A 24,608-nucleotide genomic window follows, 5' to 3' on the forward strand; every position below is an offset into this window, starting at 1 on the left:
TATCTAAGGGTGCGCCACGGAAAATCGAGCGCGGAGCTTGTAGCAGATTAGTATATGTGCCGTATAAATGATTGCGCTTGCGCAAGCTAGATGCGATGCGACGAATCCTATGGCGATGGTTTTTTGTCGGGTGCGCAAGGATTCGATTGCACGGCGAAGGTCGGTTAACCCATTGAACTAACACACATGGAAGGCTCATTGGGGGATATTAGCGTCCGAGGTCCTTAGCCAGCCAAGAGCGTGCCGGGGCCTGCCGCATCATCGAAAGGATCCCTCGCGATGGAGCGACCTGACGGGCCCCTCTGCGTTTCGATGAAGGCGCCCGATGAGGTACAGCAGTTCCGAAACGAGGTGATTGAGCGCCACCGTGTGGATTGGAAGCCGCCTCCCATGAACCGACCGGGGCAAGCGTAACTGGCGGATCTTTGATGGATTAAGCCGCCCGCATGATCGCAAGGACGTCCAATTCCGCGACACCAGTTCCCGAGCGCGCGGCGAGGCGCGCTCCGAGTCAAAAAGATGCCGCTGCCGGAGTTTCCAGCAGCGGCGCCAGTCAGGGAGGAAGCAGACGAGCCGGTCTGCTAGCGGATCCGTAGGGCGCAGATAGTTCGCCCGAAATTTCTTTACCCGAGACGCGCTTTACGGGCCCTCTTTCACCGCGAGCGGAGCTCGCTCAGTACCCTGCAGCAAATCGCATCCGGCACTCAGGACGGGCGCGGAGAGCCCCGTCATGCAGCCAGGAGGAAACGGCGCCGACGACCACCCCTTCCCAGCCGAACCTGGCTCCTACGCCAAAGAAGGACAGGACGTTGCTCCGGTAACGATCGACGTCGTGGTCTAGACCTGGATGAAGCGGCGTGTAAGATCGGCGGAAGCATCAATTGGGTAGGGTTGGGTAGAAACCGTGAGAGTAGGTCGCCTTGCCGCAAGTCTCTCCTCGTCTCGCGGTGATCAGATGACGATCTATGCGCCATCACTGCGGACCCTTCCACAGAACGCCATGCTGGTCATGGCCACGCTTCCCGTCATCGACTGGAACGACTGTCTCCTGCGGAACTTGCAAGCGGGGCCCAAGGTGCCCCCTTCCTGCTATGCGGCGATCGTCATGATCGACCCGTTTGCATGCTGGGAAGATCTTGGTGATTTGTTGGAAGGTGCAAGGATGACCGGAGTGACGAACTTTCCGCCTGCCTTCATGATTGAACGGACACCGGCAGGAGTGCCGCTCGATCGCGGTCAGGAGCTCGAGCTTCGCCGTATGGAGTGGTTTGCAAGCCGAGGGTTCAAAGTCCTGTTTGTCGCGGCGGACGAGGCAAAGATAACAGCCGCGGAGCAACGGCTAGGTTCGCAACTGGATGGGTCCGTCTATCTGCGACCCGAGGCGCTTGCGCTGCCGATTGGATCGGACATCAGGCTCATAAGCCTTGGCTCTCATGGATCGTCGTCGGTACCGAAGTTCTCTCTGGAGCAGGCCTCCACGGCCAAGCAGCCGCTTCGACGGGCATGAGGCCTTATTCGAGGATCCGTAGTTTCTTGATTTTGTTGTAGAGGGTTTTGCGCGAAAGCCCGAGAGAGCGAGCAGTCTTGCCGCGGTGAAGCCGGTTTCTCTTCAGGCCCTCGATAATCCAGTCCCGCTCGGACAGCGAGGCCGCGGGCCGTGCGCCTGAAGGGGGCTGCAACAACGGCTTTAGCACCTCACCGGTGATGTGACTTGATGGCAGGGTCACGAGCTGGTTCACGATCTGCCGCAACTCGCGCAAATTGCCTGGCCAGTCGTGCCCGGCGAGCGCAAGGAATGCAGAGTTTTCGATCGTGAGCGTCTGGGCGCTGGAATCTCCTTTGGCTTCGACGGTGAAGTGTTGAACGAGTTGCGGCAGATCTTCAAGCCTGTCGGGTAGCGAAGGTAACTGGACATCCAACCCGGTAAAAAGGTCGAGAAGCCGCGCGCACAGAACCGTTTCAAGGCCAGCGCCTCGGGCCACCGTCGCGGTCGCAATGATCCGGGCGTGGGAGCGCATGACAGTTACCCCGTTCAGAGGGGTAAACCCGCCTGTCTCCAGGTAATCGGCAAGGCGCTCCTGGCCTTCGCGCGAAAGCTGGTCAACATGCAGCAGCAAGACGGCGCCGTCGCTCGATGCCTCCAGCAGCGACAATTGGCGTCTGCCACTCTCAAGCCGCTCGGCGCCGAAAAACGGGCCGAGTGTATCCATCGCCGGACCGGGTCGGCAATGAAACAGCGTCGCCTTGGCGTGCCTGCGCTCGCTGAATGCGTGAACCAGGCTTGCTATTCTACGCTTGCCGGAGCCGGTCTCGCCCCAGATGAGGACTGGGCTGGGGGTTGCCGCAACGCGTTTGGCCATCTCGAGGACGCGCTTCATTGCCGAGGACTGCGCGATGACGCCGTGCCTAAAGCCACTCAACTGCAGCTTCCTTTCGAGCAGATCCACCTTCTCGCGCAACAGGTGGATGGTCTTGAAGCCCGACGTCACCTCGAGGACCGACATCTCCAGAGGCACGCGGTCCAGCGAAGAGCCTCCGATGAACCCTTGGATTCCGGTTTCGCGGCAGATGTCCAGGAGCTCGTCCGGCTTTGTGATCGGGCCGCCCCCAAGCAAGCAGATAGTGCTCTTATTGACGGATTGAGCAACGCGCGCAACGGCATTCGTACGCGCTGCAAGTTCAGACAGGCTGATCGATGGATCGGACCCGCTTTCGACCGCGCGGTTTAGATTGAAGTTGATGCAAATGGCCTCGGCGCCGGCTTCGACCATTCGACGCGCTTCAGATTGAGTGCGAGTATAGGCAATCGTCATCAGGCCGCGTTTTGCAGCCTTCACAAGGAGCTCGATCTCCCGGGAATAGCCAAGGCCGGACTTCTCGAGCAACGACCTGCGGTCATCATCGATGTGTATGACCGAAGGGAAGTTGGTCACGCCAGCAAATCCCCATTTGATGATCCGGTCGAGCCATCGATCCAGATCAAGCTCGGGGTCGAATGTACAGGTGCCGAAGAAGACCGGCAGTTTCGTATTTGGCAGGATCTCGGTCCGTCCGAACCCCGCTACGAACTCGTTACTATTGCGAATTGGAAGAATCGAGGCGGGCGAGGCCCCGCCCATGGCACGAAAACGGCCAGCATTGAGTGCGAGCACGAAATCGGCGCCCGCCCGCTCCGCGGCCCTGGCCGTCATGCCCGATCCGATCCCCGCACCAAGGACAAACGAACGGGAATTCCGGAAGAACTGCCTGATGCCGGCTGCCTTCACCTCAGTGGTCCGCGTGTCCATCCGGAGCCGGCATCATCGCACGGCTCGACGTCGAGACTAGCTCCAAGTCGCAGGCGCTTGCAACCGCCGAACCGCCTTTCCATTGCTCATGAACAAGTGGCAATCGGCTGGAGCGGCGGTGAGGGTAAGCTTTCCGGCGCCTTTGCGCGAGCCGGATTTTGGTGCCCTGGCGACGACCGTTTCGTCTCCAACGTTACCGTAGATGTACGTGACACTTCCGAGATGCTCAACGAAATCGACCTCAAGTCCAATGGAGATCTCCTGCTGCTCGGGTGCCGGCGAGCAGAAGTCATCCGGGCGGATTCCGACAGTGACCGGCTTGCCAACTAGCATTTGGTCCGGCTGGACCGGAACGGAGATTGTAGAACCAGCCTCCAGTCGGACGTGCAGGCCTTGCTCGTGAGCTGCCACGACCTTGCCGCCCAGGAAGTTCATCTTCGGCGAGCCGATGAATCCTGCCACAAAGCGAGAGGCCGGATTGTGATATAGATCGTGGGGGCTGCCAACCTGTTCGATGTTGCCGTCCTTGAGGACGACGATCTTGTCGGCCATGGTCATCGCCTCGACCTGGTCATGTGTCACATAGATCATGGTATTTCCGAGCTGCTTGTGGAGCTTGGCAATCTGAACCCGCATTTGCACGCGCAACTCGGTGTCGAGGTTGGACAGGGGCTCATCGAACAGGAACACTTTTGGTTCTCGCATGATGGCGCGCCCGATTGCGACGCGCTGGCGTTGCCCGCCTGAAAGCTGTCGAGGCTTGCGATCCAATAGATGGTCGATCTGCAATAGCGACGCTATTTTGGCTAACTTGGCCGCGATCTCGGCTTTCGAGGCTTTGGCCATGCGCAGGGGAAAGGCCAGGTTCTCTCTCACCGTCATATGCGGATAGAGAGCGTAACTCTGAAAGACCATGCCGAGGTTGCGATCGGCCGCATCGATGTCGTTGACGAGCTCATGGTCGATGAAGAGCCGCCCGCCGCTGATGGGCTCGAGTCCGCCAATCATGCGCAGAAGCGTGGATTTGCCTGACCCGGACGGACCAACGAAGACGACAAATTCGCCGTGATCGATGGTCAGATCGATATTACGCAGGATCTCGATGGTCCCATAGGCCTTCTTGATGCTCTCCAGGCGAACGTTGGCCATTATGCCATCCTCTGTCGCGCCTCGGCCGCGTGAGCAGCACTTACCTCAATTTCGCGCAAGCTCGATACGATGAAGTCCGGGGCCATCAAGGAGGGATCCTGAGGCATCGGCACGCCGGTTCTGACAAGCACCGTGGCAAGACCCGCCCTCTTCCCGGCTTGAATATCCGTAGATACTTGGTCTCCGATCATAATGGTCGAACCGCGGTTCGTACCAAGGCGTGAGAGCGCTGTCTCGATCATCGGCACTTGCGGCTTCCCAACGATCGAGGGCTGCACTTGCGTAGCCGCTGCCACAGCTGCAATGGTCGCACCAGCCCCAGGCTCGAACCCGCTGGCCGTCGGCAGCAGAAGATCGGGATTGGTTCCGATGAAGACGGCGCCATTCAGGATCGCTTCAACGGCAATTCGCATCTTCTCGTGCGTGATATCCCGGTCAAGTCCCATCACAACGGCTTCAGGCGTTCGGTCAGTGACCTCCAGTCCAACATCGCGCATGGCTGTGACAAGCGAGGGAGCGCCGATGACATAGATTCGCGTCAACTGCGGATAGTTCGTTCGAATGAGTTCTGCGGCGGTGATAGCACTTGTCACGACCTCTGACGCTGCGATCGGAAGACCAAATCCTCTCAGCTTGCGGACGACGTCCTCAGGGGTATGCGTGGAATTGTTCGTCACAAAACAGAACGGCACGCCGGCTTCCTGCCATCGCGTAAATGCTTCTATCGCATCCACGATTGCGGTGCTGCCACGATAGACAACGCCATCCAGGTCCGAGATGATCCCTTCTATTGGCGGCCAGTTCACGTTTGAGCCGGTGCTATCCATGCATCAGCATCCCGCCATTCACATGGACGACCTGCCCGGTCATGTAGGAGGCAGCGGGGCTGGCCAGGAACACCGCGAGGCCTGCGATATCTTCCGGCAATCCGACCCGGCCCAGCGGAATTCGGCCACTGTGGCGCGCTTCGGTCTCCTCCCGCGGACGCCCGTGCATGGGTGTATCGATGATCCCGGGTGCAATCGCGTTGACGTTGATCTTGAGCGGAGCACATTCATAGGCGAGCAGCTTTGTCACGTCGTGTACGATTGCCTTTGACAAGCAATAATCAGCGCCGCCTGCCTGGTAGTTGAAAACCGCGCCTTGAGATGACAATGAGGACCCGACATTGACGATGCGGCCGCCCTTGCTCTTCATGAAGCGCTCGATCGCTTGCTTGGCACAGCGAAGCACCGCGACGGAGTTGATCTGTATGGTCTTTTCGATTCGATCGGCATTGCCGGTCAGAAGCGGCTGAGCCGATTTTATTCCAGCGTTGTTGATCAGGACATCGAGCCTGCCGAAGCGCTTGGCGATCTCATCAAGCACCCTGCCGACATCATCTTCTCGAGACACGTCCATGCTCATGGGCAGAATGCCATTGCCGTGCGGCAAGCGCGTCAGAATATTCCGGAGAATTTCCACATTTACGTCGGTTGCCAGGACGTTCGCACCGCCCTGACGGAAAGCATTGGCAATGGCTGAGCCAATGCCCCCGCCCGCACCGGTCACGAGCACGGTCCTGTCTGCAACTGAGAACTGTTCAGTCATTCCAACTCCAACATCGTTTGAGAATTCAGAAACTCGTCGACGGCCCCACTGCTGGGCATCGAGCTCTGGGCCCCGCGTCGCGTCACGCATAAGGCGGCAACCGCGAGCGCCTTTTTGATCGCTTCTCGTATCGGCAACCGGTGGGCAAGAGAGGCTGCGAAGGCTCCATTAAAGGCATCGCCCGCCGCGGTTGTATCAACGACCTTCACAGGAAATGCCCTCAGCGCAAAAGACGCGCTGGCATCGGCGTAGTAGGCCCCCTGCCCACCAAGCGTGATCAGGGCAGCTCTTGGCCCGAGATCGAGAAGCTTTCCGGCCGCATGAGCTGCGCTGTCGAGGTCGTGCACCTCGACACCGGTGAGCTCGAAAGCTTCCGTCTGGTTTGGAGTGACGAAATCGACACTCCTCCATGCCGCCGCCGACAGGCCCGCCCTCACGGGCGCCGGATTGAAAATGAGATCGAATCCTTTGCTGCTCTTCATTGCAAACAGGTGATTGAGCGCGGGGACGGGCATGCCCATCTCGGCAACGACGATTGCGTCCCGCTCAATGAATGCGGCCGCCTTTTCGACCATGCTTGGTGTGACATTTGCATTGGCTCCCGGGTCTATGACAATGATGTTGGAGGCGTCGTCACCGACAAGGACGAGAGCAGAACCCGATATCTCCCCTGGGCACACCGCTATGGCATCGAGACGGACACCTGCCTCACGCAGCGCTTGCAGCAAGGATCGACCGGCGTCGTCATCGCCAAGCCGGGTGTAGAAGCTCGGCCGAAGGCCCAATCGAGCTGCGGCGACCGCCTGATTGGCGCCCTTGCCTCCCGCATTCCGCTTTAAGCTTCCCATCAGGCTTTCACCCGGCGTTGGAAGCCGCTCGACGTTGAAGCAGAGGTCGAGATTGGTCGTTCCGAAGAACATCAATGGTCTGGGGCTCATTTCACGGCTCCGAAGGTAAGACCACGTTCGAGATGACGCTGGCCAAGGATGATCAGGACGACCGGCACAATCATGGTCACCACCAGACCCGCAGCCATCACCGGATAGAACTGAACGCCGGGATTGAGCAGCTTGAGCAGGGCGACCGTGACTGGTGCTTTCGTCGAACTGAGGATCAGGCCGAGCGCGAAGTTGTGCCACGCGAGCAAGAAGATAAGCAAAGAGGCGCCTATCAAGCCGGGCTTTAGAAGCGGAAGAACGATGTGCCAGACAACCCGGAATGGCTTTGCGCCATCCATGGCGGCCGCCTCCTCAACGTCCTTTGGGATGTCCTCGATATATGAACGGCTCAGCCAAATGATCATTGGCAGCGTGACGACTTGATAGACCCAGATCATACCGAAATAGGTGTCATAAAGGCCGATTGTCTGAAATACGCTGAACAGCGGTATGACGACAAGGAGAGCCGGCGCGAAGCGGAAGCCCAGAATGAAGAATGCGATGTCCTCCTTCATAGGGATATCACGCCTCGCCAGGACGTAGCCTGCCGGTACCCCGGCAACGAGCGATACGAGCACCGCACAAAGCGAGATGACGACGCTATTCGTGATCGGGGTCAAGAAATCAACCTTGATAGTGCCATAGCTTGTCGCCCCGGCGTGGGCGGCATCGAACAAAACGCGGAAGTTTTCAAATGTTGGAGTGAAGATAAAGCGCGGCGGCCAGGTCATGACCTCGGCCTGCTGCTTCACCGACATCATCACGATCCAGACCAGCGGAAATGTCAGGATCAGCGTACAAGCAACAATCAGCAGATTAAGGAACAAGCTTGCAGGCGTTGAGCGATTAAAACGCATGTCAGCCCCCTCTAGCTTACGCGCTGACGGACCAACCGCCACAATCTCACCATGGCAAAGGTTCCGAGAAGCACGATCATCCAATTGACAACCATGAGCGCGGCACCACGCCCGAAGGCGAGATTTTGAAAGGCCGTGATGTAGGCGCGAACCGAGAGCACGGAAGTACTGTCACCCGGCCCGCCCTGGGTTGTTCCGAAGATGATGTCAAACTGGTTGAGCGATTCGATCAGCCGAAATACCGCGGCGATCAGGATGTACGGCGCGATGAGCGGAAGCTCGATATGGAGGAACGTTGCCCAACCCCGCGCGCCATTGACCCGCGCGGCTTCTCTGACCTCATCGTTGATGCCCTGCAACCCGGCGAAGATGATGAGCGCAAAGAATGGTGTGTAAGTCCATATGTCGATGAGTAACAGTGAGAACATCGCCGTGCTGGCATCCGAAATCCATGCGAACCGTCCGATCCCAACGAGCGAAAGCAAATAGTTCAGGATCCCAATCTGCGGATCCATCATTGTGGTCCACATCAAGGCGACGCTCATTGGCGGCAGAACCAGGGGAAGGAGAATGACCGGCCGCATCAGCCGGGCAAGGAACACCCCACTTGCGAACAATTTGGCGAGCGCAAGCCCAAAGAACGCTTCGGCGAGCACGGCGGAGCAGGCATACGCCATAGTCGCCCGCACGCTGTTCCAGAAATCTTGGGTCTTGATTGCCACTTCATAGTTGGTGAATCCAATGAAGCGAACCACGGGACGGCCAAGCTTGAGATCGGTGAGTGATTGAAAGACCCCATAGAAAAACAGAAAAAGAAATCCAAGCAGGATGATGATTGCGGGGGCAATCGCAGCAAGGCTCCACCAGTCAAGAGCATTCTGCTCGGCCTTTTGCACCTGCTCGTTTTTGGACGAGGACAGCTGGTCGACCGATGATTGTAGCGTCACGATTGCGTCGATGCCTTGAAGGTCCATCGCTCACTTCTCAAAGGATACTCGGGCCTGGTGGGGGCGGCAAACCCCTTATGCCGCCCCTCAACCGCCTTACATGGAGGAGCGGATCTCGGAGGCGAGGTCGGTCAAAGTCGCCTTCACGTCCGCGCCGTTGACCATTTTCTGCATGGCGACTGCCCAGGCGTTCATTGCCTCGGCAAATCCTGCGCGCGGCGTAAAGGCCAATGCAGCCCTGTCCTGCACGATTTTGAAGGTATCCACGAAGTTCGTGAATTCCGGTTTAGTCGCGTAGTCGAGCCAAACCTTGTCGCTCCAGGTCGAGGCGCGCGGAGAGTTGACGAGCTTCCCTGCGACGGCACCCTTGAGCTCGACCTGCTTTGACGTCGCCCACTGGATGAACAGCCAGGCTGCTCCCTTTTTTTGAGAGGCCGCATTCATGGCCAGGGACCAGATCCAGATGTTCGATTCAAAATTCTTGCCGTTCGGAGCTCGCAGAGGGGGAGCGAATGCTATCTTGCCCGAAGCGGGCTTGCCGGCGACATCGTTCCAGAACCCGAACATGTTGGAATCGATCGCCATCGCTGTCCGACCCGAATTGATGCCATCGACCACCTGATACCAGTTGTCATTGGCAAAGGATTGAGCAGCGCACTTCTTGATCATCTCCACATAGTCCTGGTGGAAGGCGACGGACTCGGGCGAATCGAGACCAGTTTCTAATTTGCCGTCCTTGACGACGAAGTCGTGCACACCGTAAGACTTGGCAATCGAGATGGCGGCCGTGTGGATGCTGCTCCAAAAGCGGACCCCCCGCACGCCCAGAGGTGTGATCGCCGGATCCGCAGATTTCAGCTTCTCGCAAGCCGCGGACATTTCCGGCGGGGTTGTCGGAATCTTGATACCGTGCTTGTCCAGAATGTCCTTACGATAGAATAATTGGATGTTTTCGAACCCGTGCGGGATAGCCCACACCTGACCCCCGCCCGCTTCGATTTGCCCGCCATTGACTTGCCACGTCAGCGCGTCACGCAATGCGGGGAAGAAGTCCTTGTAGTCATAGCTTGCCGAGGTGAGCTTTGGGTTGTTCAGATAGCGGTCGAGGGGCTCGAGTAGTTGACCGGGCGCGAGATCCCAAGCCGGCTGAATCCCCGTGCCGACGACGTCCCACGAGGCCGACTTCGTGCTCAGCTGGATTGTCAGCTTATTCCAGTAGGCGTCGTCCGGATAAAGCTCGGGTGTCACCTTGATGCCTGTCAAATTCTCGAACTCAGGCAGCTGTGCTGCAACGGCGTCAGCATACGGATGGATGTCGTAAGCCCACACGATCGAAGAGCCCTCGAACTGGCGCCAGTTGATTTCCTGCGCTTCGGTCTGGTCGAAAGATGTGGCCGCACCGGCCAAGAGAGTTGAGCAAATCAGAGCGGTTTTGACAAAATGAGCCGAATGGCCGCCCAAAGCGGCTAGCGTCCTTGTCATTAGTCCCTCCTCTGGCTCTTTGGCCTGCAAATTCACGTGCCCTGCTCTTCCAAGGCCGCGAGTGTTGGAAACGCTAACCGTCATTTTCCGCCCATATGCACCCATTCAGATCGAAGTTGGGTAACATTGGGTAACTCAAGAAAGCAGCATCACATGATCAATGCAGGCGCATGTTCAGACCCCGCGAAGCCACCCCGCAAAGAAGGGCCGATCCCCGCCACTGCTCGCGCTTTTTCATCAGTAGCTGGTCCAAATGCTCTACTGATTCCACCGCTCGACAGACGCGGCGAACTTGTTCTCGACAGACGACAACTCGCTGCAAATAACGACCCATTGTCGCAACCTTTCGCAATCTCCCACACCGACGATCTGTCTCGCGACTGACCGAACGGCGGTGCGATAGGCGTCCCTCCCGCAGCGTGGGAAGTGTCTGACTTACTTTCCTCGAAGCAACTGCTGATGCAGGACGATGGGGTTGCCCAATCAGCGACAGCACCTTCCCTCGAATTTCTAAAGAATGGTGATGCGGCTGCTCGTCTCGATATTGCACGCGTGGTCGATGTGCTAAGTGGTCGCGTTTCGCTTCTCGATCTCCGCATGCGCCTCGGGGACGAGGTCTTCCACTTTGTGCACGGCGCAGACGGCTGCGACGATTTGCATCCGTTGCATCATCTGGTTTGGTCAAGGATCGCATTCACTATTGGATTTGTTCATCCGACCAACACGGGCGCCGATGCTGCAAGCTAGCTTGCGCTGCAGAAGGCGTCCTTCGACCGGTGTGGATATGCCGCTGGAAGAGACCATGCGTATGATCCGAGGAAAGTCGCCGCCTGATCGCCCTTGATTTTACCGTTTCTGGATTGAACGAGGGCGGAAAGCAAAACGCGGATTAATTGAAAAGCTTCGCCCAAGCCTGGAGACCAAGCTTAAGGGCACCGTTGAGCTTGGCGCCGATATTGGCATGAACGTGATGGGCGATGTCGTCGTCAGCCAGAGCGAGAGCCCGGACGCGTTCAAACATTCTGGAACGATTGGGTAAATCTGCTTTTCATCGTGTTCGAGAAGCGTCCGCAAATCCGGCAACAGCTTCGCGCGCTGCACATTCATACTAGGTTGCATGCGGCGCTGCGATGGAAAGCGCGGCGTTTTACCAGCGAAGACTTGCATGATATTGAGCACGCGTCGGCTGCGCTGGCTTATTGCCTGGCTTTCTTCACTGAAGATGGACTGCACTCCACTCTCGTGGCAATCAACTGTTAGTGCCGGCGTGCCTCTGACACTGCGGGTGCTATCGAGTTTCTAAAGCAGACCGAGACTGAACTTCAGGCTAGTGCGCGAGCATAGCAGCGGCTATTTGCTCTTCCTCTTTGGCGCCGCGGTTCTCGCTTCCTTCCTCGGCTTCGGCTTTGCCTGCGCTTTGGAAAAGCTCTCTTTTTCACCGTTTCGAGGGCTCCCGCTCGGACGCGGCATCGGACTCCTTGGGTTCGCGCAGCATGCGTGGCGCATTCTTCTTCGGCTGCTTCAGCATGAAGTCGGCGACCTCCGGGATGGAGTTTTGGAGGATCTGCGCCGGAAGGGTCTGAGCTTGGTCTTCAGCCCAGTCGTCCGCCCTAAGGGCTTGCTCTAGCAAGCCCTTAAAACTCTTCTGGAAAACGTCCCGATCGTCAGCCATTGGATGCCGGGGGTGATGCCTTGACGAGCCCGCTCAGCTTTCCAACGCCGCGGTCATCGCCGCCATCAGCGCCGCGCATATCGTCATTAGCCCTGCGACTTGCTCAATCGCGAGCCGGTCTGTCACGAGCTTCAGTTTTGCAGTACCCGATGCCGCCAGTACCTGCGGCTGTTTGCTCCTATATCCCTAGCGGAGGGCTCCTCTTCCGAATGAGGACACAAGCGCTTCAATCTTGATGATCGGCAGAGCTCGAAGCGTTACACCGCGCTCAAAGCTTTTGGCTAAGAGATTTATAGTAGCGGTGTTGACCCGAGCCTGCTGGATGCTCGAATTGAAAGCAACCCGCGAAATTCTCGATCGCCTGCATTACCCCTTTAAGTGATGGCGCCGTGAAGGCGTGGGCCTGCCCCGTAGACCAATGCGAGAGGTAGTTGCTCACGATCGTCGCCACCGAAGTGGGGAGGCCGGCGAGCTGGGCGGGCTCCAGGACCAGGCGTCCGGCCGCGTCATGGAGGTCGACGGCTGCCTTGATGGCGTCTATAAGGTTTTTTGCCATTTGCTTGTCGTCATTGAAGGCAATGCCGATGGGCACGGGAATGCCGACCCTCGAGATGACCTCCTCGAGTTTGAACTCGAAGTACTGCCTGATCCGAGGCGCGGCATCGTCGGTGTTTCCGGTATCGAGAAAGGCGTGAGTCGCGTCGCGAATCTTGTGGATTACGCCGGACTGCGGAAGCACCGATGTTCGCGTGGTGCCCTGAATGCACTGATGCCACCAACCGCCCTCGTTCGCACTCGTGTTGAAAAAGCTTCTCCAGGACTGTGTCATGGCTACGCAGGATGACCTGAGGACCACCTGGGACTGATCTGAGGCCGGCAAACTGGACCATTTTTGGCTAGAGTTCTCGCTGCCGAACCCTTCGGCTGGGAGGAGCGATGGACCATGAAGGCCTCGAAGTTTTCAGACGCCCAGAAGGCGTTCATCCTGAAACAGGGCAACGACGGGGTCGCGGTGGCGGAGATCTGCCGTAAGGCCGGGATCAGCCAGGCGACCTACTTCAATTGGAAGAAGAAGTATGACGGGCTGTTGCCGACCGAGATGCGTCGGCTGAAGCAGCTCGAGGAGGAGAACGGCAAGCTGAAGAAGCTGGTCGCGGACCTGTCGCTCGACAAGGAGATGCTGCAGGACGTGATCCGCCGAAAGCTATGAAGCCTGGTCGGAAGCGCATGCTGGTCGACGCGGTCCGCAGCGAATGGCAGGTCTCGATCCGCCGGGCCTGTGACGCTCTCGAATTTGACCGCTCGACCTACCACTACAAGTCCCGTCGCCCTGGCCAGGCTGCCCTCGAACAGAAGATCAAGGAGATCTGCCATGTTCGTATTCGCTACGGTTATCGTCGTGTTCACGTCCTGCTGCGTCGTGAAGGCTGGCGCCATGGCCAGAACAAGACGCGGCGCATCTATCGCGAATTGGGCCTGCAATTACGCAGCAAAACGCCCAAGCGCCGGGTCAAGGCCAAGCTGCGCGATGATCGCAGGCCGGCGACGCGATCGAACGAGACCTGGGCGATGGACTTCGTCCATGACCAGTTGGCGACCGGACACAAGCTGCGCGTGCTCACGATTGTCGATACCTTCTCCCGCTTCTCGCCAGCGCTGGCGCCACGGTTCACCTTCCGCGGCACCGATGTTGTGGAGGTGCTGGAAAGGGCCTGCAAGGAAGTGGGATTCCCGGCAACGATCCGCGTCGATCAAGGCAGCGAGTTCGTGTCCCGCGATCTTGACCTCTGGGCCTACCAGCGCGGTGTCACCCTGGACTTCTCGCGGCCCGGTAAGCCAACCGACAACGCGTTCATTGAGGCCTTCAACGGCCGCTTCAGGGCCGAATGCCTCAACGCCCACTGGTTCCTGTCCCTTGCGGACGCCCAGCAAAAGGTGGAGACTTGGCGCAGATACTACAATGAAGAGCGGCCCCATGGCGCGATCGGCAATCGACCGCCGATTTTGCTGCAAAACCACGTCGGCGCATCCAGCTCGCCAACGTGATCACGGCGAAAAACTCTAGTTCTGAATGGTCCAAAGTTCGGCCTCGCTGCACACGGCGAAAAACTCTAGTTCTGAATGGTCCAAAGTTCGGCCTCGCTGCATCACGGCGAAAAACTCTAGTTCTGAATGGTCCAAAGTTCGGCCTCGCTGCATCACGGCGAAAAACTCTAGTTCTGAATGGTCCAAAGTTCGGCCTCGCTGCAGCGGAGAGACGACCCTACCGATTCGTGGAGGAGATTTCGCGGCTCACGTCAGTTAGCTTGCTGGCTGTTAGTGACTTTGGAGATTTCCTCGATGTTGATTGTTGAAACTATTTTGAAGCCGGACCAGTTTGGCGGGATTGGACTTTTCTCCGCGACTCGTTTGCCTAAAGGCTCATTACTTTGGATTCACAACCCGATCGTTGACATTGCGGTGACGCGCGAACAATACGAAGCTCTAGCTCCAACATTTCAAGCTCTACTTGATAAGCATGCCTATCCGAGAGACCACAAGGTTAATGACGGTGTCATAGAGTATAATGCTGACAACGCTCGCTTCATGAATCACAGCAGTCATCCAAACACATATCAAGACGATCATTGCAGAATTCTCACAGCCCGCGACGTACAACCCGGTGAAGAACTGACTTGCGATTACTTGTCCTTCGACCCAGGCTGTGACTTATCGTGGAACAAGGAGTTATTGCCGATCTCCAGCTCCTGCTTTCAAAGCTTGGAGCCGGCTCCGACAGGTTGATCATGCGGCGTACGCGTTGTTCTAGTGATTCGGTGAGCAGCTCTCGACAACTTAAAAATGCTCGCCGTCCAATCGCGCGGCCGAGCAGCGTCGCTTTTGGGCCGGACTCGCGACGTTCAGGGCGTTACACGCTGTAATCGCGTGAAAAAGCAGTTAATGACGCCGCAACTCTGCATGTGAAACTTGTTTTTTAAGTGATTTCACCGGGGCGAGTGTGTGAAGCTGCTTTGCACCTGTCAGCTACGGCACCGGACGTGTCTGCAAAAAAGGTTGGCACGGAAGCGAGTTGATGTGATTGCTTATTGACCCGAGATTCGACGCTTCGAAGTAGGCGCATAGTAGTCCCCCCAACTGCGCTCTGCTCGCCCCGAATAGTTTTAGGATCGAGGCTCTCTGAAATCTGATGCCGTCCAAGCTGACAGGATTGAAAAGACGGCTGGGGAAGAGCCTTGCCGCGAGTCAGGATGTGCTCAGGCGATTCACGTGGGAGATCAGAGCCATTAATGTGTGTTTGGATGACCTTCGGTCTTTCCAGGCGCATGCGCTGGGCATTGCTGCACCACAAATGATGATCTTGATGGCATTGATCGACTTGGAACACGGCGACGGTGTTCCGGTCAACGTGGTTGCAAAGTTAATGAAGGTTGAGTCGGCCTTCATTACGAAGCATTCGAAACAGCTTGAGGATAAGCGATTCGTGCGACGCGAGCGCTGCGCGAACGATGCACGAATCGTCCACCTGTCGCTAACAGACAGTGCTCGCAGAGGACTTGCGAGCATCGCGGCTCAGCAGGAGGAACTCGATGAGTTTGTTTCTGGTTATCTCGATATTGCGGAATTTGCCAAGCTGGCTAGTTGCCTTAGCGGAGTCAGGCAACGACTGGAAAAGGCGCGCCTGCACGCCGCGTTAAAGATGCAAGAACCTTCAAGAGAGCAGCAGCTGCGGGACGCTTAACGGGTCAACAACTTGAGACTGTGAGCCTACTCCCTGCGAGCGCACCCAAATTCTGGATCGGGAGCTTGGATTTACGCTGCTGCTCTGCAACAGCTCGAGCCGGCGCCGAATGATCAAATTCCTCCAAGCTACGGCGACAGCATGCTGAAGGAGCAATACGCCCTCAGAAGCTCCGGCTGTTGCTACTTCGGATCAGGTCGCACCCGAGCGATGCACACTGCGCCGTCGGAGCCTTCGGACCTAACGCTCTGCGACGTAGCGATTTGCCTCGACTCTAGCAATCGTCTCTGCATCTTGCTCGGTGCGCCGACGATAAGCGATAACTCTGCTGCATTTGGCCAATGCTTTGCTTGGAGGCGCGGTGTTCTACGAGGGGTGTTCTACGAGGGGTGTTCTACGAGGGCGCCCCAGAGCGCTATCCGCTATTCTCGACAGCTCGTCGCCTCGTTCTCGGCCGCAACTTGGACTAATCGGAATATGACTTCGCCGTCGAATGTGAGGACAACTGATCGAGATGCCTTCATTTTGGAGGTGGCAGCACCGTACATGGTTGCTCGATGCGTCTCTTCCGATAAGAACGCTTTGTTTTGCAGCCGACCGCGACGTGGGATCGAATTGCGGCAGTATCATCCTCGATCTCTTACAGCAGAGAAGCAGGGATTTTTAGATAACTAGGCCTCTACGGATAGTCGGGCGTATTTGAGAGCCATGGCACTACGTTAACAAGCGCGCCGGATCGAGCGCATCCTGTTCTTGCATTTTTATAGCAATTTCACATGACCCCTATTGAAGCAATCAAACGTTGGTACGTGTCCCTGGACGACGAACTTCAAACAGACATCGCGTATATGTTCGTATCTCTCACGCTGGGGGATTGCCAATTTTCGCCTGCTGCAGCCGTTCGAAGACTGCTGCAATGGTTCGACCTTCGCAGCGCGGGCTCGGAACATGAGGGCGCGTTAGCGGCGGTCGTGTTTCGCGCCTCGTTCGAATACATGTTTGCCGACCGCTTCACGGGCGCGGGGTGGACCTTTCCCGAGCAATTGTTCAAAGAAGTGATCCGCGAGGCTGCTGAAGGGAAAGAGGCAAGCAAGATCGCAACGACGGCATTTCGATTGCTCCGGAACATTCCGGACCGAAAAATGAAATGGAGGCAGGCTGGTGAGAATTGGAATGCCTTGGTCAACTCGGTACTCAACGACGATGCGCTGAAGCAATGGACGCACGACCAATTCCTGGCGAGCGACTTCGGGCCGACGCAAGACTGAAAATAGCAGGAAATACCGCGTCGAGCGCCGATCCGGAATGAAATTAAGTGAGACCAGGCAGCGCGAGGATTGGAACGGCAACTTCTAAAGAGAGTAGAACGGCCACCGAGAGGCTCCCCAAAAGGGCACCGCCGCGACAGCAAAATACAGTGATCCAACCAATGGCCGATCACCTTAGTGGCATGTGGCGATATAGCAGCGCAACAAGCAGGATAGCGGCCATTGCAAAGGCTCAAGCGCCGGATTTCTGCAGGGAATTGGCGCCTAGCGGCCGAGAGCATCCATACTCGGGCAGCCAATCAGAGCAGTGGGCCGCGCTCAGCGCACAGCGACCGTTGCCGATCTGCTTACGGCGGCCCGCCCAAATCGAGAGCCGCAGCCGGCCCACTGATGTTAAGACATATCGCCTGACTTTTCGGCGTCTTGGAGGGCTGTCTTGATGAATCTCCGCTCAGCCACCGCTTCGAACGGATGTTATACTCCTCATTGTCTGTGGCGGAGAAGCACAGGGCTTTGGGGATCCGCGGGGCTTGGCCGGCAGCCGAGAAAAGGCGTTCCAGCCCAGAATAGGTGAACGAACGGCAACAGGAGCCAAACCCGCCGCTTGCCGTACCAGCAAATCTGGTTCACATTCAGCGCGATTGTCTTCCTTGCCGCTCGAAAGCGTAAGTCGGATTGATGCCGCAATAGGCGTATGTACCTGATGCGGTAGCCATGCACTGGCCATAGGTCGAGAACTGGCAATTGCCCGGATATCCCCAACTGCGTCCCTGCAGACAATAAACATCCTGGCGTACCGGTGGCGTGTACGAATGAGCCCGCGAACCAGCGATCGAACGCGATCCTGAGCCGACGAGGATGGGAAGTGCGAGCACTGCGACAAGGATAAGGTAGCGCATGAGACCTCTTGCCTCCGTTAAGTTCACCAGAGGATAAAGGATCTGAATTGCGTCCTTTGATCTTAGTCAAGATTGCCGGGTCACTCCGCGGGCTAGCTCCGGAAGTGGATTCAGTGTGATCGGTGCCTGGGGCGCGAGCGAAGTTTAGCGGCACCATGGGCTCCGCTAAAGCGCAAGCAATAAGACGGCCAACCGTACGGCCCCGCGGGTTAGAAGATTCTCGAACGTCGGTCAGGCCTTGGCGCAGATTTCCTGCTACTTGCCTGGGCAGAAAGATTATTATGGGCGCGCTTCGGCATGTTTATGCTGGCTCGCGTAGCAGGCAAAATGTACCAGCCTTACATTCGTCCTTGCCGATGCTCTTTAAACGATGTGCGCGCTCTAGAGTGTCGCGCGCCATGGAAAACTGCCCCCTCAGCGTCACGAGGAATTGCCCCCTCCTCGGATAGCTGAGGAGAGAGTGAATGAAGCGGGAACGAATCACTGAAGGCTCGCTGTGGAGTGATCCACGGGGGCAAGTGATGAAGACGCCGGATGACGTGGCGGAGATGTTGCGCCTGAGGGCGTGCGGATGGGGCCTGAAGCGGATTGCGCGGCAACCGGGCTGCAGCCATCACACGGTGAAGGACTACGTGGCGGCGGGCGGGGTGAAGCCGTTCAAGTCGCCCGAGCGGCCGAAGCGTCTCGACGGCCTTGAGGGTTGGCTGCGCGAGAGGCTCAATCGGCATCGCGGCAATGCCGACGCGGTGCGCCAGGACCTGTTGGCCGAGAAAGGCGTGACAGTCAGCCGGCGTACGCTGCAACGTGCCGTGCAGCCCTATCGCCAGGCGCTGAAGGCGGAGGCGCTGGCGACGACGCGGTTTGAGACGCCGCCGGGCCGACAGCTGCAGATCAACTTCGGGGAGCGCCTGGTCGAGATCGGAGGGGCGAAAGTCAAGGCATTCGTGTTCGTGGCAACGCTCGGACACTCGCGACGGCTCCATGTGCGTGCGTTCCGGGCCGAGAGGCAGGAACATTGGTTCGCCGGGCTCGAGAGCACATTCACGACCTTCGGCGGTGTGCCGGAGGAAGTGCTGATGGACAATCCTCGGGCGCTCGTGGTTCGCCACGACGCGGTGAGCCGATCGGTTCAGTTCAACGACAAGCTTATCGCGTTTGCAAAACATTGGGCTTCCGTCCTCGCGCCTGCGCGCCCTATCGGGCGCACGAAGGGCAAGACAGCGGCGTTGGCTACGTGAAGAAGAATGCGATTGGGGTCATTCCTTCCAGAGCTGGGAGGCTTTCGAGGCGCATCTCGACAGGTGGGAGCGTGAGGTTGCGAACGTTCGTATCCACGGCACGACCGGCGAGGCGTCGATGGCTCGCTTCGCACGAGACGAGGCACACCGGTTGAAACCGCTCGGCGGCCAGCCGTCGTTCGGATCGTTGCGCGAACTGACCCGCGTTGTCGGCCACGATTGCGCCGTCGAGATCGACACCAACAGTTACTCGGTGCCCTGGCGGCTGATCGGCGAGCGCTTGGTGGTGACGGTCGCAGCCGGCGAGGTTCGGATCCGCCATGGATTGCATCAGGTTGCGGTCCACAAGCAAGCGGAAGGTCGCCGACTGCGGATCATCGATTCCTCCCATCTCGATGCTGTTGCTGGGCGCAATGGTGCGGTCCGCCGGGCGGAGATCGCGGCGGCGGTGCCGGGATCGTCTCCACCGCCCTCGTTGTTGCGTCCTCTTGCCGAATACGAAGCCGTGATCGGGGGGAGCTTCTGATGGCGCGGGCAAAGAAGATAATTGAAGCAACGACGGATCCGCTCGACGCCATGCTGGCGAGATTGCAGCTCTCCGGCATCCGCGATCAGCTCGACAACTCGCTCGACGAGGCGGCGCGCGCGAACCTGTCGGCGCGTGAGACGCGGATCCTACTGTGCGAGCGCGAGATCGCGCGCAAGGATCATCGCCGCATCGAGATGGCGCTAAAGCTCGCACACTTCCCGGCCGTAAAGGAGCTGGCGGGCTTCGACTTCGAGGCGCAGCCGTCGATCGACCCAAAGCAGATTCGCGATCTTGCCGCGTCACGTTGGATCGCCAACTGAGAGAACGTGCTGCTGCTCGGTCCGCCAGGCGTCGGCAAGACGCACCTGTCGATTGCACTCGGGCAAGAGGCGATCCTGGCCGGGTACACGGTGCAGTTCACCACGGCAACGACGCTGGTCGCGGGCCTTGCCAAGGCGCACGGCGAGCGGCGTCTGGACGAGAAACTGCTCGCGCTGTCAAAGCCAAAACGACTGATCGTCGACGAACTCGGCTACCTGCCCCTGGAACCCGACGCTGCGCATCTGTTCTTCCAGCTGGTCAGCCGCCGCTACGAAACCGGCGCCATGCTAATCACGTCGAACCGCAGCGTTGCCGAATGGGGCACCGTGTTTGCCGATCCCGTGGTCGCCACCGCGATTCTCGATCGGCTCCTGCACCACAGCCACGTGCTGACGATCCGCGGCGACAGCTACCGGCTCCGCGCCAAACGGAAGAGTAGCCTCATCAAGCCGCCAACCGCCGGTGACGGCCCTCCGGTCGGATCCGCCTCCCTCCTTCCCGTCACCGGCGGAAGCAACCATTAAACGACATCATGAACCCGATGGTGGGGGCAGTTCTTCATGACGCAGGGGGGCAGTTCCGGGTGGCGTTTGACATCTAGAGAGACCCAATTTTCACCGGCGCATGAATGCAGATCTGCCCTTCTAGCCATGTCACTTGAAGGCTCCTGGGCCGCCACCTGCTCCTCTACATTCTTGTGCGCGTATTTATCCTAAAAATGCATTCTCGCGCAGCTATAGAGCGTCGTCTGGCTATTGGCCGCCGATTCTCTACCGCAGGCTTGATGACGAAAGCTGAACGAAGGCTCACACCGCTTCTGTTGCAGCGCACCGCCTGCTCACGCAGGTCAGTCACGGCGAGCTGATTCAAGTCAAAACCAGTCATCGTATATAACGTATGCTTGGGCAAACGGCTGCACTTATGGCGCCACGCTCGTGCGCGGCACTGCCTCACCACGATACGACTTCTTTCGTACAAGCTCGAGTCGCGGCCCGCCTAGCTTGCGCCCGACATTGAACAACGATCGATTCTGTCACTATAATCTTTCAGTGGCTCAGGAGTGCAGGATCATGTTTGTAAGTATCACCACAAACCAAAGATCTTGCCGTAATGCGCTCAATGAGCTCGGCATATCGAGCCTGTCAAATCCGATTGTCAGCTTGAGTGAATTCACTTACAAGAAGGGTAGGACGATCTACATCGAGGGCGACCCCGCCGAGTACGTCTATCAGATCATGAAAGGGGCGGTACGGACCTACAAACTGCTGTCCGATGGGCGACGCCAGATTGGCGCATTTCATTTACCAGGTGACATTTTTGCATTCGAGAACGGTGGGGTACACCGATTTACCGCGGAAGCCGTTACGCAGAGCACTGTTCGCCTGATCAAGAGGCACACTCTTGATGCGATCGCCCAGACTGACGCAGTCGTCTGGCGCACCTTGCTCAGCATGACTACGATGAAATTGCAGCACGCGGAGAACCATATGCTGCTGCTTGGACGTAAGACTGCTCTCGAGCGCGTTGCCGCCTTCTTGCATGAGATGGATGTGCGGCTCATGGCTGTTGATGTTATGTCACTGCCAATGTCTCGGCGAGACATCGCGGACTACCTGGGCTTGAGCCTCGAGACCGTCTCACGCTCAGTGTCACAATTGCATAGCGATGGCGTTCTTGGTTTCATCGGCAATACTCAACGCGAGATCATAATTCTAGACCGGCAGCGGCTCGCTAGCTTCGAGTTGTAAGGTTGAGAGCCAGCCGAGTGCGTGCAAACCGTAACTCGGACGAGCATGAGGCGGCGCAGCAACGGCCTATCCGGCAGCCATTCGGTGAGCGCGCCGATATCGGAATGGAATGAGCTCGTGGTTCCGCTCGACTCCGTTCAACTGATGGATCATCCGTATCCTAGATACCCTCTCAGAGCATTCGCACTACTTGGCTCGCGTACCCTCAAGGCCAGCCTCGCGGTCTGTCTAGTAAGTACGCAAGAGCTCGACAATATCGACAGGGGGTGGTCCTCCCTCGTTCTGGTAGTTCTTAGGCAGGATGCCCATGGCCTGGCAAATATCCTCCTGGTGAACCCGAATGAAGTCGTTCCCACTGACTTGCCGGTCGTAGCGCTCAACGGCGATTGCGATTTCCTTTTCGAAGCGCATCACCTTGGTTTCAGCGGCCGGAGCCCGGCTCGCGCGAGCTGCAGGCAGATATGCTCGTTCTCGGCGTGACCATCGAAGTGGCCTGTCGGCGGTTTCTGTGTGGGTGGTCGGTATGCGGCCGGACGGAATGCCCCATTTGCCGTCTTTGAGGACAAGAGCCGTTTTCGGCTGGGCGCCCGCAAAGCTGAATTGACCCGTATCGCCGGGCAGACGCCAGGCAGCATGATCCTCGCGTAAGGCTTGAAGCCGGTTTGCTATTTCCGGCTCGTCAAGCCATTCGATCTTGTCATCTCGGCCCGTTTTCAGGGCCTCCAGTCGATCGGGCGTGACAAACTGAACGGCGCCTGCGCAATCCTGACCGACGTTCGAGATGAGAGCAAACACGTTGCGCGCTGATACCTGAAATTTCTTGGCCCAATGCTCGAGCACCTGCTCATTGTCGGGAAGCAGCCCCCACAGGAAGGCCTGAATGGCGGCTGGACCATGCTCCTCAGCGGCAAGCGGCATCGAAAGCGAGAGAGGATAGGCTCCCTCAGCGTTGCGCCATGCATTGTCATAGACAAAGGTCAGCCGGCCGCGTGCATCACTTCGGACACGGCCGACTTCGTTGCCGTCCAAGAGTGCAATGAGCTCGGCCATTAAGGCTTGCCTTTTTTGGCTTTCGCCACGATGGCGTCCAGATCGACGGCGGTTTTCGGGACGCCGCGGCCCGCGGAGGGATTGCTGTCTGCATCGAGCTTAATGCCGAGAGCATCGAGGACGCGGAGGATTAGCCCGAGTTCTGCGCGGGGATGACCGTGCTCAACCTCATACCTAATTGACGACTAACGCCGATCCGCTTGGCCAGTGTCGCCTGGTCAAGCTTGAGATACGTTCGCGTCTGTCGCGAATGACGGCGCGGACGGCGACCGGTGTGAGGATAAGCAAATGTCAGCCATCGCTCACATTGGTCTAAGTCGCCGTCTCTGACAACAGAATGTCGCCTTTTGCCGACGTTTCAAAATGTCATCGATTGTCGACAAAAGAAGATAACCTCGCATTAACCAGCCCCCGCTCCCGGTTGCAGCAAGTTCCAGCCTGTTCGGTGCCTCCGTGGAATGGCGGCTCCTCTCGCGTCGTGAGGCGCCCGCGCTCATGTGCGTCGGATCAATCGGCATGAACAGCCCTTTGGCCGCTCGATAACTTGCGCGGCTTCTTCACCGCTTTTGCGGGTCTGAGAAGATGATGACGTTGCGCGTTCGATGCGTGGCAGCAACCATGCTTCGGTCATTCACCTCTCCGGCCAAGCAGAACCCACAACCCTGGCCCGTGGATAAGGCGCACAACTACTTCGATATTCAAAGTCGCCCCTTACTCGCGATGCCGGTCTCAGGGAGAAAAAGGCGCGCCGTGGCTCAGGCCGCGGCGGAATTTTTGGCCTGAAACCGATAAAGAAAGTCCGCGCCCGTTGGGCATTGGACGCGGTCTTGACGATCGTGCGTTTTTCGTTCTTCAGCACCTTGATCCAAGAGGTGATATAGGAGGCGTGATCCTCTCACCTCCGGTTTCAGGCCGTGATCGGCGGACAGGAAGGCCGCGCCAAGCTCTGCGACCAACTCTTCCATGGCATAGGCTTCATCGCGGCCGAACTCGCGATTCAGGCGGCTCTCGTCGCGGTATGTGTCCAACGCCACTCATTGCGCGCGTCGCGGCAGAAATGGATTACGTGGCCCTCACCTTTTCAGGTGGTGTACCGACTTTCGCCAGAGTACCTGCGAAGCTTGTCTAGATGGCCACCGCGATCGGTTGGAGCGAGATGTAAAACAGTGCGGGCGCGGCTCGGCCCTAACCGACCCGGGGGCTGAAACCAGGCCAACTAGCCCCTACCACATCCGCACTGCCGTTGAGACTAGCGGAAAGTTGACTCGGCGCTGATCGATCTGGAGCAATAGCGCTGTCCCTGCCACATTCCGTTAACCCCAAAAGGCTTTGTATCTGTGATAGCTTACCGCAAGCTGACAGGCCTTTGCGCAGTCGGTCAATCGTACGTCTGGGCTATCAATACTGGCTCAATCTGCCACAGAAATTCTTGCAACCACTCAGACATGCTCTCGGTCCTCAGCCGTCACGACCTCAGGATTATCCGGACGGTTCAGGCTGCTGATCCGTAAGATATTGTCGGTTGCGGACCATACCATCCTAGATACTCCGCCCCCGCTAGAGGGTGGGTCTCCCGTGCGTCAAATTGCGAATTCGGTGCTTTGCGCGCGCCCATACCTCGGCCTGCATATTGTACTGCCATGTTCGTCGCAGTCTGTGTATCGGTCGACTGTCGCAGTGCGTTTGTGGAATTCCAGCAAGCCTCAATCTGGGAGACTGCGGATAACGAAAGGCGAGACAGATAGGCGAGACTGAGGCGTAGCTGATCGCTCGAATTCATCCCCAGGCAGATACCACAGTCTGCGGAGAATGAGCAAAGACGGGCTTGCCGACGCCCCGGCCGATAACGTCGTCCGCCGAGCGTCATCATTGAAGGAGTTCTTAGTCCTCAACA

Annotated in this window: 21 protein-coding genes and 2 pseudogenes; 9 read left to right on the top strand and 14 right to left on the bottom strand. The window is 58.0% G+C overall.

Annotation, left to right across the window (positions count from 1 at the left end):
* The first annotated feature begins 955 nt into the window (after positions 1 to 955).
* A complete protein-coding gene (locus XH96_RS33355) occupies positions 956 to 1,507 on the top strand; it encodes a hypothetical protein (protein ID WP_244553972.1) in 552 nt (183 codons plus the stop codon).
* 4 nt (positions 1,508 to 1,511) lie between these two features.
* Here the strand turns inward: XH96_RS33355 and XH96_RS33360 are convergent, their stop codons facing one another.
* From XH96_RS33360 to XH96_RS33395, 8 genes are all read right to left on the bottom strand, one after another.
* The gene (locus XH96_RS33360; RefSeq protein ID WP_194389661.1) at positions 1,512 to 3,287 is read right to left on the bottom strand and encodes a phosphoenolpyruvate hydrolase family protein; all 1,776 of its coding nucleotides are present in this window, start codon (positions 3,285 to 3,287) and stop codon (positions 1,512 to 1,514) included.
* A gap of 36 nt (positions 3,288 to 3,323) precedes the next feature.
* The gene (locus tag XH96_RS33365; RefSeq protein ID WP_194389662.1) at positions 3,324 to 4,436 is read right to left on the bottom strand and encodes an ABC transporter ATP-binding protein; all 1,113 of its coding nucleotides are present in this window, start codon (positions 4,434 to 4,436) and stop codon (positions 3,324 to 3,326) included.
* Complete coding sequence (locus tag XH96_RS33370; protein ID WP_092219776.1) at positions 4,436 to 5,263, bottom strand: HAD-IIA family hydrolase; 828 nt, start codon at positions 5,261 to 5,263, stop codon at positions 4,436 to 4,438. Before XH96_RS33370 ends, XH96_RS33365 begins: the two co-directional genes overlap by 1 nt.
* Positions 5,256 to 6,026 (bottom strand): SDR family NAD(P)-dependent oxidoreductase, encoded by a 771-nt coding sequence (locus XH96_RS33375; protein ID WP_194389663.1) that lies wholly within the window; start codon positions 6,024 to 6,026, stop codon positions 5,256 to 5,258. The genes XH96_RS33370 and XH96_RS33375 overlap by 8 nt, the downstream gene beginning before the upstream one ends.
* On the bottom strand, positions 6,023 to 6,964 hold the full coding sequence (locus tag XH96_RS33380) for a ribokinase (RefSeq protein WP_194389664.1): 942 nt from the start codon (positions 6,962 to 6,964) through the stop codon (positions 6,023 to 6,025). The genes XH96_RS33375 and XH96_RS33380 overlap by 4 nt, the downstream gene beginning before the upstream one ends.
* Positions 6,961 to 7,821, bottom strand: coding sequence for a carbohydrate ABC transporter permease (locus XH96_RS33385; RefSeq protein WP_194389665.1), 861 nt, complete (start codon positions 7,819 to 7,821; stop codon positions 6,961 to 6,963). The genes XH96_RS33380 and XH96_RS33385 overlap by 4 nt, the downstream gene beginning before the upstream one ends.
* Positions 7,822 to 7,832: 11 nt before the next feature.
* On the bottom strand, positions 7,833 to 8,795 hold the full coding sequence (locus XH96_RS33390; RefSeq protein ID WP_194389666.1) for a carbohydrate ABC transporter permease: 963 nt from the start codon (positions 8,793 to 8,795) through the stop codon (positions 7,833 to 7,835).
* 69 nt (positions 8,796 to 8,864) lie between these two features.
* Positions 8,865 to 10,250: an extracellular solute-binding protein gene (locus XH96_RS33395; protein WP_246789861.1), complete on the bottom strand. Its 1,386-nt coding sequence runs from the start codon at positions 10,248 to 10,250 to the stop codon at positions 8,865 to 8,867.
* 426 nt (positions 10,251 to 10,676) lie between these two features.
* On the opposite strand from XH96_RS33395, the gene XH96_RS33400 reads away from it, so the two are divergent.
* The gene (locus XH96_RS33400; RefSeq protein ID WP_194389667.1) at positions 10,677 to 10,997 is read left to right on the top strand and encodes a hypothetical protein; all 321 of its coding nucleotides are present in this window, start codon (positions 10,677 to 10,679) and stop codon (positions 10,995 to 10,997) included.
* Between the two features lie 99 nt (positions 10,998 to 11,096).
* Here XH96_RS33400 and XH96_RS33405 read toward each other — a convergent pair whose 3' ends face one another.
* The 3 genes from XH96_RS33405 to XH96_RS33415 form a co-directional block, all read right to left on the bottom strand.
* The gene (locus XH96_RS33405; RefSeq protein WP_194389668.1) at positions 11,097 to 11,483 is read right to left on the bottom strand and encodes a hypothetical protein; all 387 of its coding nucleotides are present in this window, start codon (positions 11,481 to 11,483) and stop codon (positions 11,097 to 11,099) included.
* Positions 11,484 to 11,685: 202 nt separating this feature from the next.
* Complete coding sequence (locus tag XH96_RS33410) at positions 11,686 to 11,922, bottom strand: hypothetical protein (RefSeq protein ID WP_194389669.1); 237 nt, start codon at positions 11,920 to 11,922, stop codon at positions 11,686 to 11,688.
* Between the two features lie 268 nt (positions 11,923 to 12,190).
* Entirely contained in the window at positions 12,191 to 12,751 is a 561-nt protein-coding gene (locus tag XH96_RS33415) for a hypothetical protein (RefSeq protein WP_194389670.1), read from the bottom strand.
* 114 nt (positions 12,752 to 12,865) lie between these two features.
* On the opposite strand from XH96_RS33415, the gene XH96_RS33420 reads away from it, so the two are divergent.
* The 4 genes from XH96_RS33420 (at position 12,866) to XH96_RS33435 (ending at position 16,929) form a co-directional block, all read left to right on the top strand.
* Positions 12,866 to 13,968 (top strand): IS3 family transposase gene (locus tag XH96_RS33420; RefSeq protein WP_194389433.1). Its coding sequence is split into 2 segments (ribosomal slippage): positions 12,866 to 13,127 and positions 13,127 to 13,968, totalling 1,104 coding nucleotides; the frame shifts between segments, so codons are not numbered across the junction.
* A 294-nt stretch (positions 13,969 to 14,262) separates the two neighbouring features.
* A complete protein-coding gene (locus tag XH96_RS33425; RefSeq protein WP_092220985.1) occupies positions 14,263 to 14,706 on the top strand; it encodes an SET domain-containing protein in 444 nt (147 codons plus the stop codon).
* Positions 14,707 to 15,109: 403 nt separating this feature from the next.
* Positions 15,110 to 15,661 carry a MarR family transcriptional regulator gene (locus XH96_RS33430; protein WP_092220988.1) on the top strand — a complete coding sequence of 184 codons (552 nt, stop codon included), beginning with the start codon at positions 15,110 to 15,112 and terminating at the stop codon, positions 15,659 to 15,661.
* A 776-nt stretch (positions 15,662 to 16,437) separates the two neighbouring features.
* The gene (locus tag XH96_RS33435) at positions 16,438 to 16,929 is read left to right on the top strand and encodes a hypothetical protein (RefSeq protein WP_194389671.1); all 492 of its coding nucleotides are present in this window, start codon (positions 16,438 to 16,440) and stop codon (positions 16,927 to 16,929) included.
* Between the two features lie 632 nt (positions 16,930 to 17,561).
* Here XH96_RS33435 and XH96_RS33440 read toward each other — a convergent pair.
* The gene (locus XH96_RS33440) at positions 17,562 to 17,828 is read right to left on the bottom strand and encodes a DUF3551 domain-containing protein (RefSeq protein WP_084334829.1); all 267 of its coding nucleotides are present in this window, start codon (positions 17,826 to 17,828) and stop codon (positions 17,562 to 17,564) included.
* A 464-nt stretch (positions 17,829 to 18,292) separates the two neighbouring features.
* On the opposite strand from XH96_RS33440, the pseudogene istA reads away from it, so the two are divergent.
* The 3 genes and pseudogenes from istA to XH96_RS33455 all read left to right on the top strand — a co-directional run bounded on the left by istA (position 18,293) and on the right by XH96_RS33455 (position 21,664).
* Positions 18,293 to 19,592: pseudogene (gene istA, locus XH96_RS39980) on the top strand (IS21 family transposase).
* Positions 19,592 to 20,440, top strand: a pseudogene (istB, locus tag XH96_RS33450) (IS21-like element helper ATPase IstB). The pseudogenes istA and istB overlap by 1 nt, the downstream one beginning before the upstream one ends.
* Before the next feature lie 546 nt (positions 20,441 to 20,986).
* Positions 20,987 to 21,664 carry a helix-turn-helix domain-containing protein gene (locus XH96_RS33455; RefSeq protein WP_194389672.1) on the top strand — a complete coding sequence of 226 codons (678 nt, stop codon included), beginning with the start codon at positions 20,987 to 20,989 and terminating at the stop codon, positions 21,662 to 21,664.
* Positions 21,665 to 21,892: 228 nt separating this feature from the next.
* On the opposite strand, the gene XH96_RS33460 is transcribed toward XH96_RS33455, so the two are convergent.
* Positions 21,893 to 22,714, bottom strand: coding sequence for a HipA N-terminal domain-containing protein (locus tag XH96_RS33460; protein WP_246789862.1), 822 nt, complete (start codon positions 22,712 to 22,714; stop codon positions 21,893 to 21,895).
* 755 nt (positions 22,715 to 23,469) lie between these two features.
* Positions 23,470 to 23,742: a zincin-like metallopeptidase domain-containing protein gene (locus XH96_RS33465; RefSeq protein ID WP_333930796.1), complete on the bottom strand. Its 273-nt coding sequence runs from the start codon at positions 23,740 to 23,742 to the stop codon at positions 23,470 to 23,472.
* Between the last annotated feature and the right edge of the window lie 866 nt (positions 23,743 to 24,608).

The organism is Bradyrhizobium sp. CCBAU 51765 (assembly GCF_015291725.1).
In the GTDB taxonomy this organism is placed as follows: domain Bacteria; phylum Pseudomonadota; class Alphaproteobacteria; order Rhizobiales; family Xanthobacteraceae; genus Bradyrhizobium; species Bradyrhizobium liaoningense.

Coding starts and splice junctions, on each gene's coding strand:
- XH96_RS33460 (WP_246789862.1), bottom strand. CDS start 22,714: ATGGCCGAGCTCATTGCACTCTTGGACGGCAACGAAGTCGGCCGTGTC.
- XH96_RS33425 (WP_092220985.1), top strand. CDS start 14,263: ATGTTGATTGTTGAAACTATTTTGAAGCCGGACCAGTTTGGCGGGATT.
- XH96_RS33360 (WP_194389661.1), bottom strand. CDS start 3,287: ATGGACACGCGGACCACTGAGGTGAAGGCAGCCGGCATCAGGCAGTTC.
- XH96_RS33415 (WP_194389670.1), bottom strand. CDS start 12,751: ATGACACAGTCCTGGAGAAGCTTTTTCAACACGAGTGCGAACGAGGGC.
- XH96_RS33375 (WP_194389663.1), bottom strand. CDS start 6,026: ATGACTGAACAGTTCTCAGTTGCAGACAGGACCGTGCTCGTGACCGGT.
- XH96_RS33455 (WP_194389672.1), top strand. CDS start 20,987: ATGTTTGTAAGTATCACCACAAACCAAAGATCTTGCCGTAATGCGCTC.
- XH96_RS33435 (WP_194389671.1), top strand. CDS start 16,438: ATGACCCCTATTGAAGCAATCAAACGTTGGTACGTGTCCCTGGACGAC.
- XH96_RS33395 (WP_246789861.1), bottom strand. CDS start 10,250: ATGACAAGGACGCTAGCCGCTTTGGGCGGCCATTCGGCTCATTTTGTC.
- XH96_RS33365 (WP_194389662.1), bottom strand. CDS start 4,436: ATGGCCAACGTTCGCCTGGAGAGCATCAAGAAGGCCTATGGGACCATC.
- XH96_RS33410 (WP_194389669.1), bottom strand. CDS start 11,922: ATGGCTGACGATCGGGACGTTTTCCAGAAGAGTTTTAAGGGCTTGCTA.
- XH96_RS33380 (WP_194389664.1), bottom strand. CDS start 6,964: ATGAGCCCCAGACCATTGATGTTCTTCGGAACGACCAATCTCGACCTC.
- XH96_RS33355 (WP_244553972.1), top strand. CDS start 956: ATGACGATCTATGCGCCATCACTGCGGACCCTTCCACAGAACGCCATG.
- XH96_RS33430 (WP_092220988.1), top strand. CDS start 15,110: ATGCCGTCCAAGCTGACAGGATTGAAAAGACGGCTGGGGAAGAGCCTT.
- XH96_RS33370 (WP_092219776.1), bottom strand. CDS start 5,263: ATGGATAGCACCGGCTCAAACGTGAACTGGCCGCCAATAGAAGGGATC.
- XH96_RS33385 (WP_194389665.1), bottom strand. CDS start 7,821: ATGCGTTTTAATCGCTCAACGCCTGCAAGCTTGTTCCTTAATCTGCTG.
- XH96_RS33440 (WP_084334829.1), bottom strand. CDS start 17,828: ATGCGCTACCTTATCCTTGTCGCAGTGCTCGCACTTCCCATCCTCGTC.
- XH96_RS33390 (WP_194389666.1), bottom strand. CDS start 8,795: ATGGACCTTCAAGGCATCGACGCAATCGTGACGCTACAATCATCGGTC.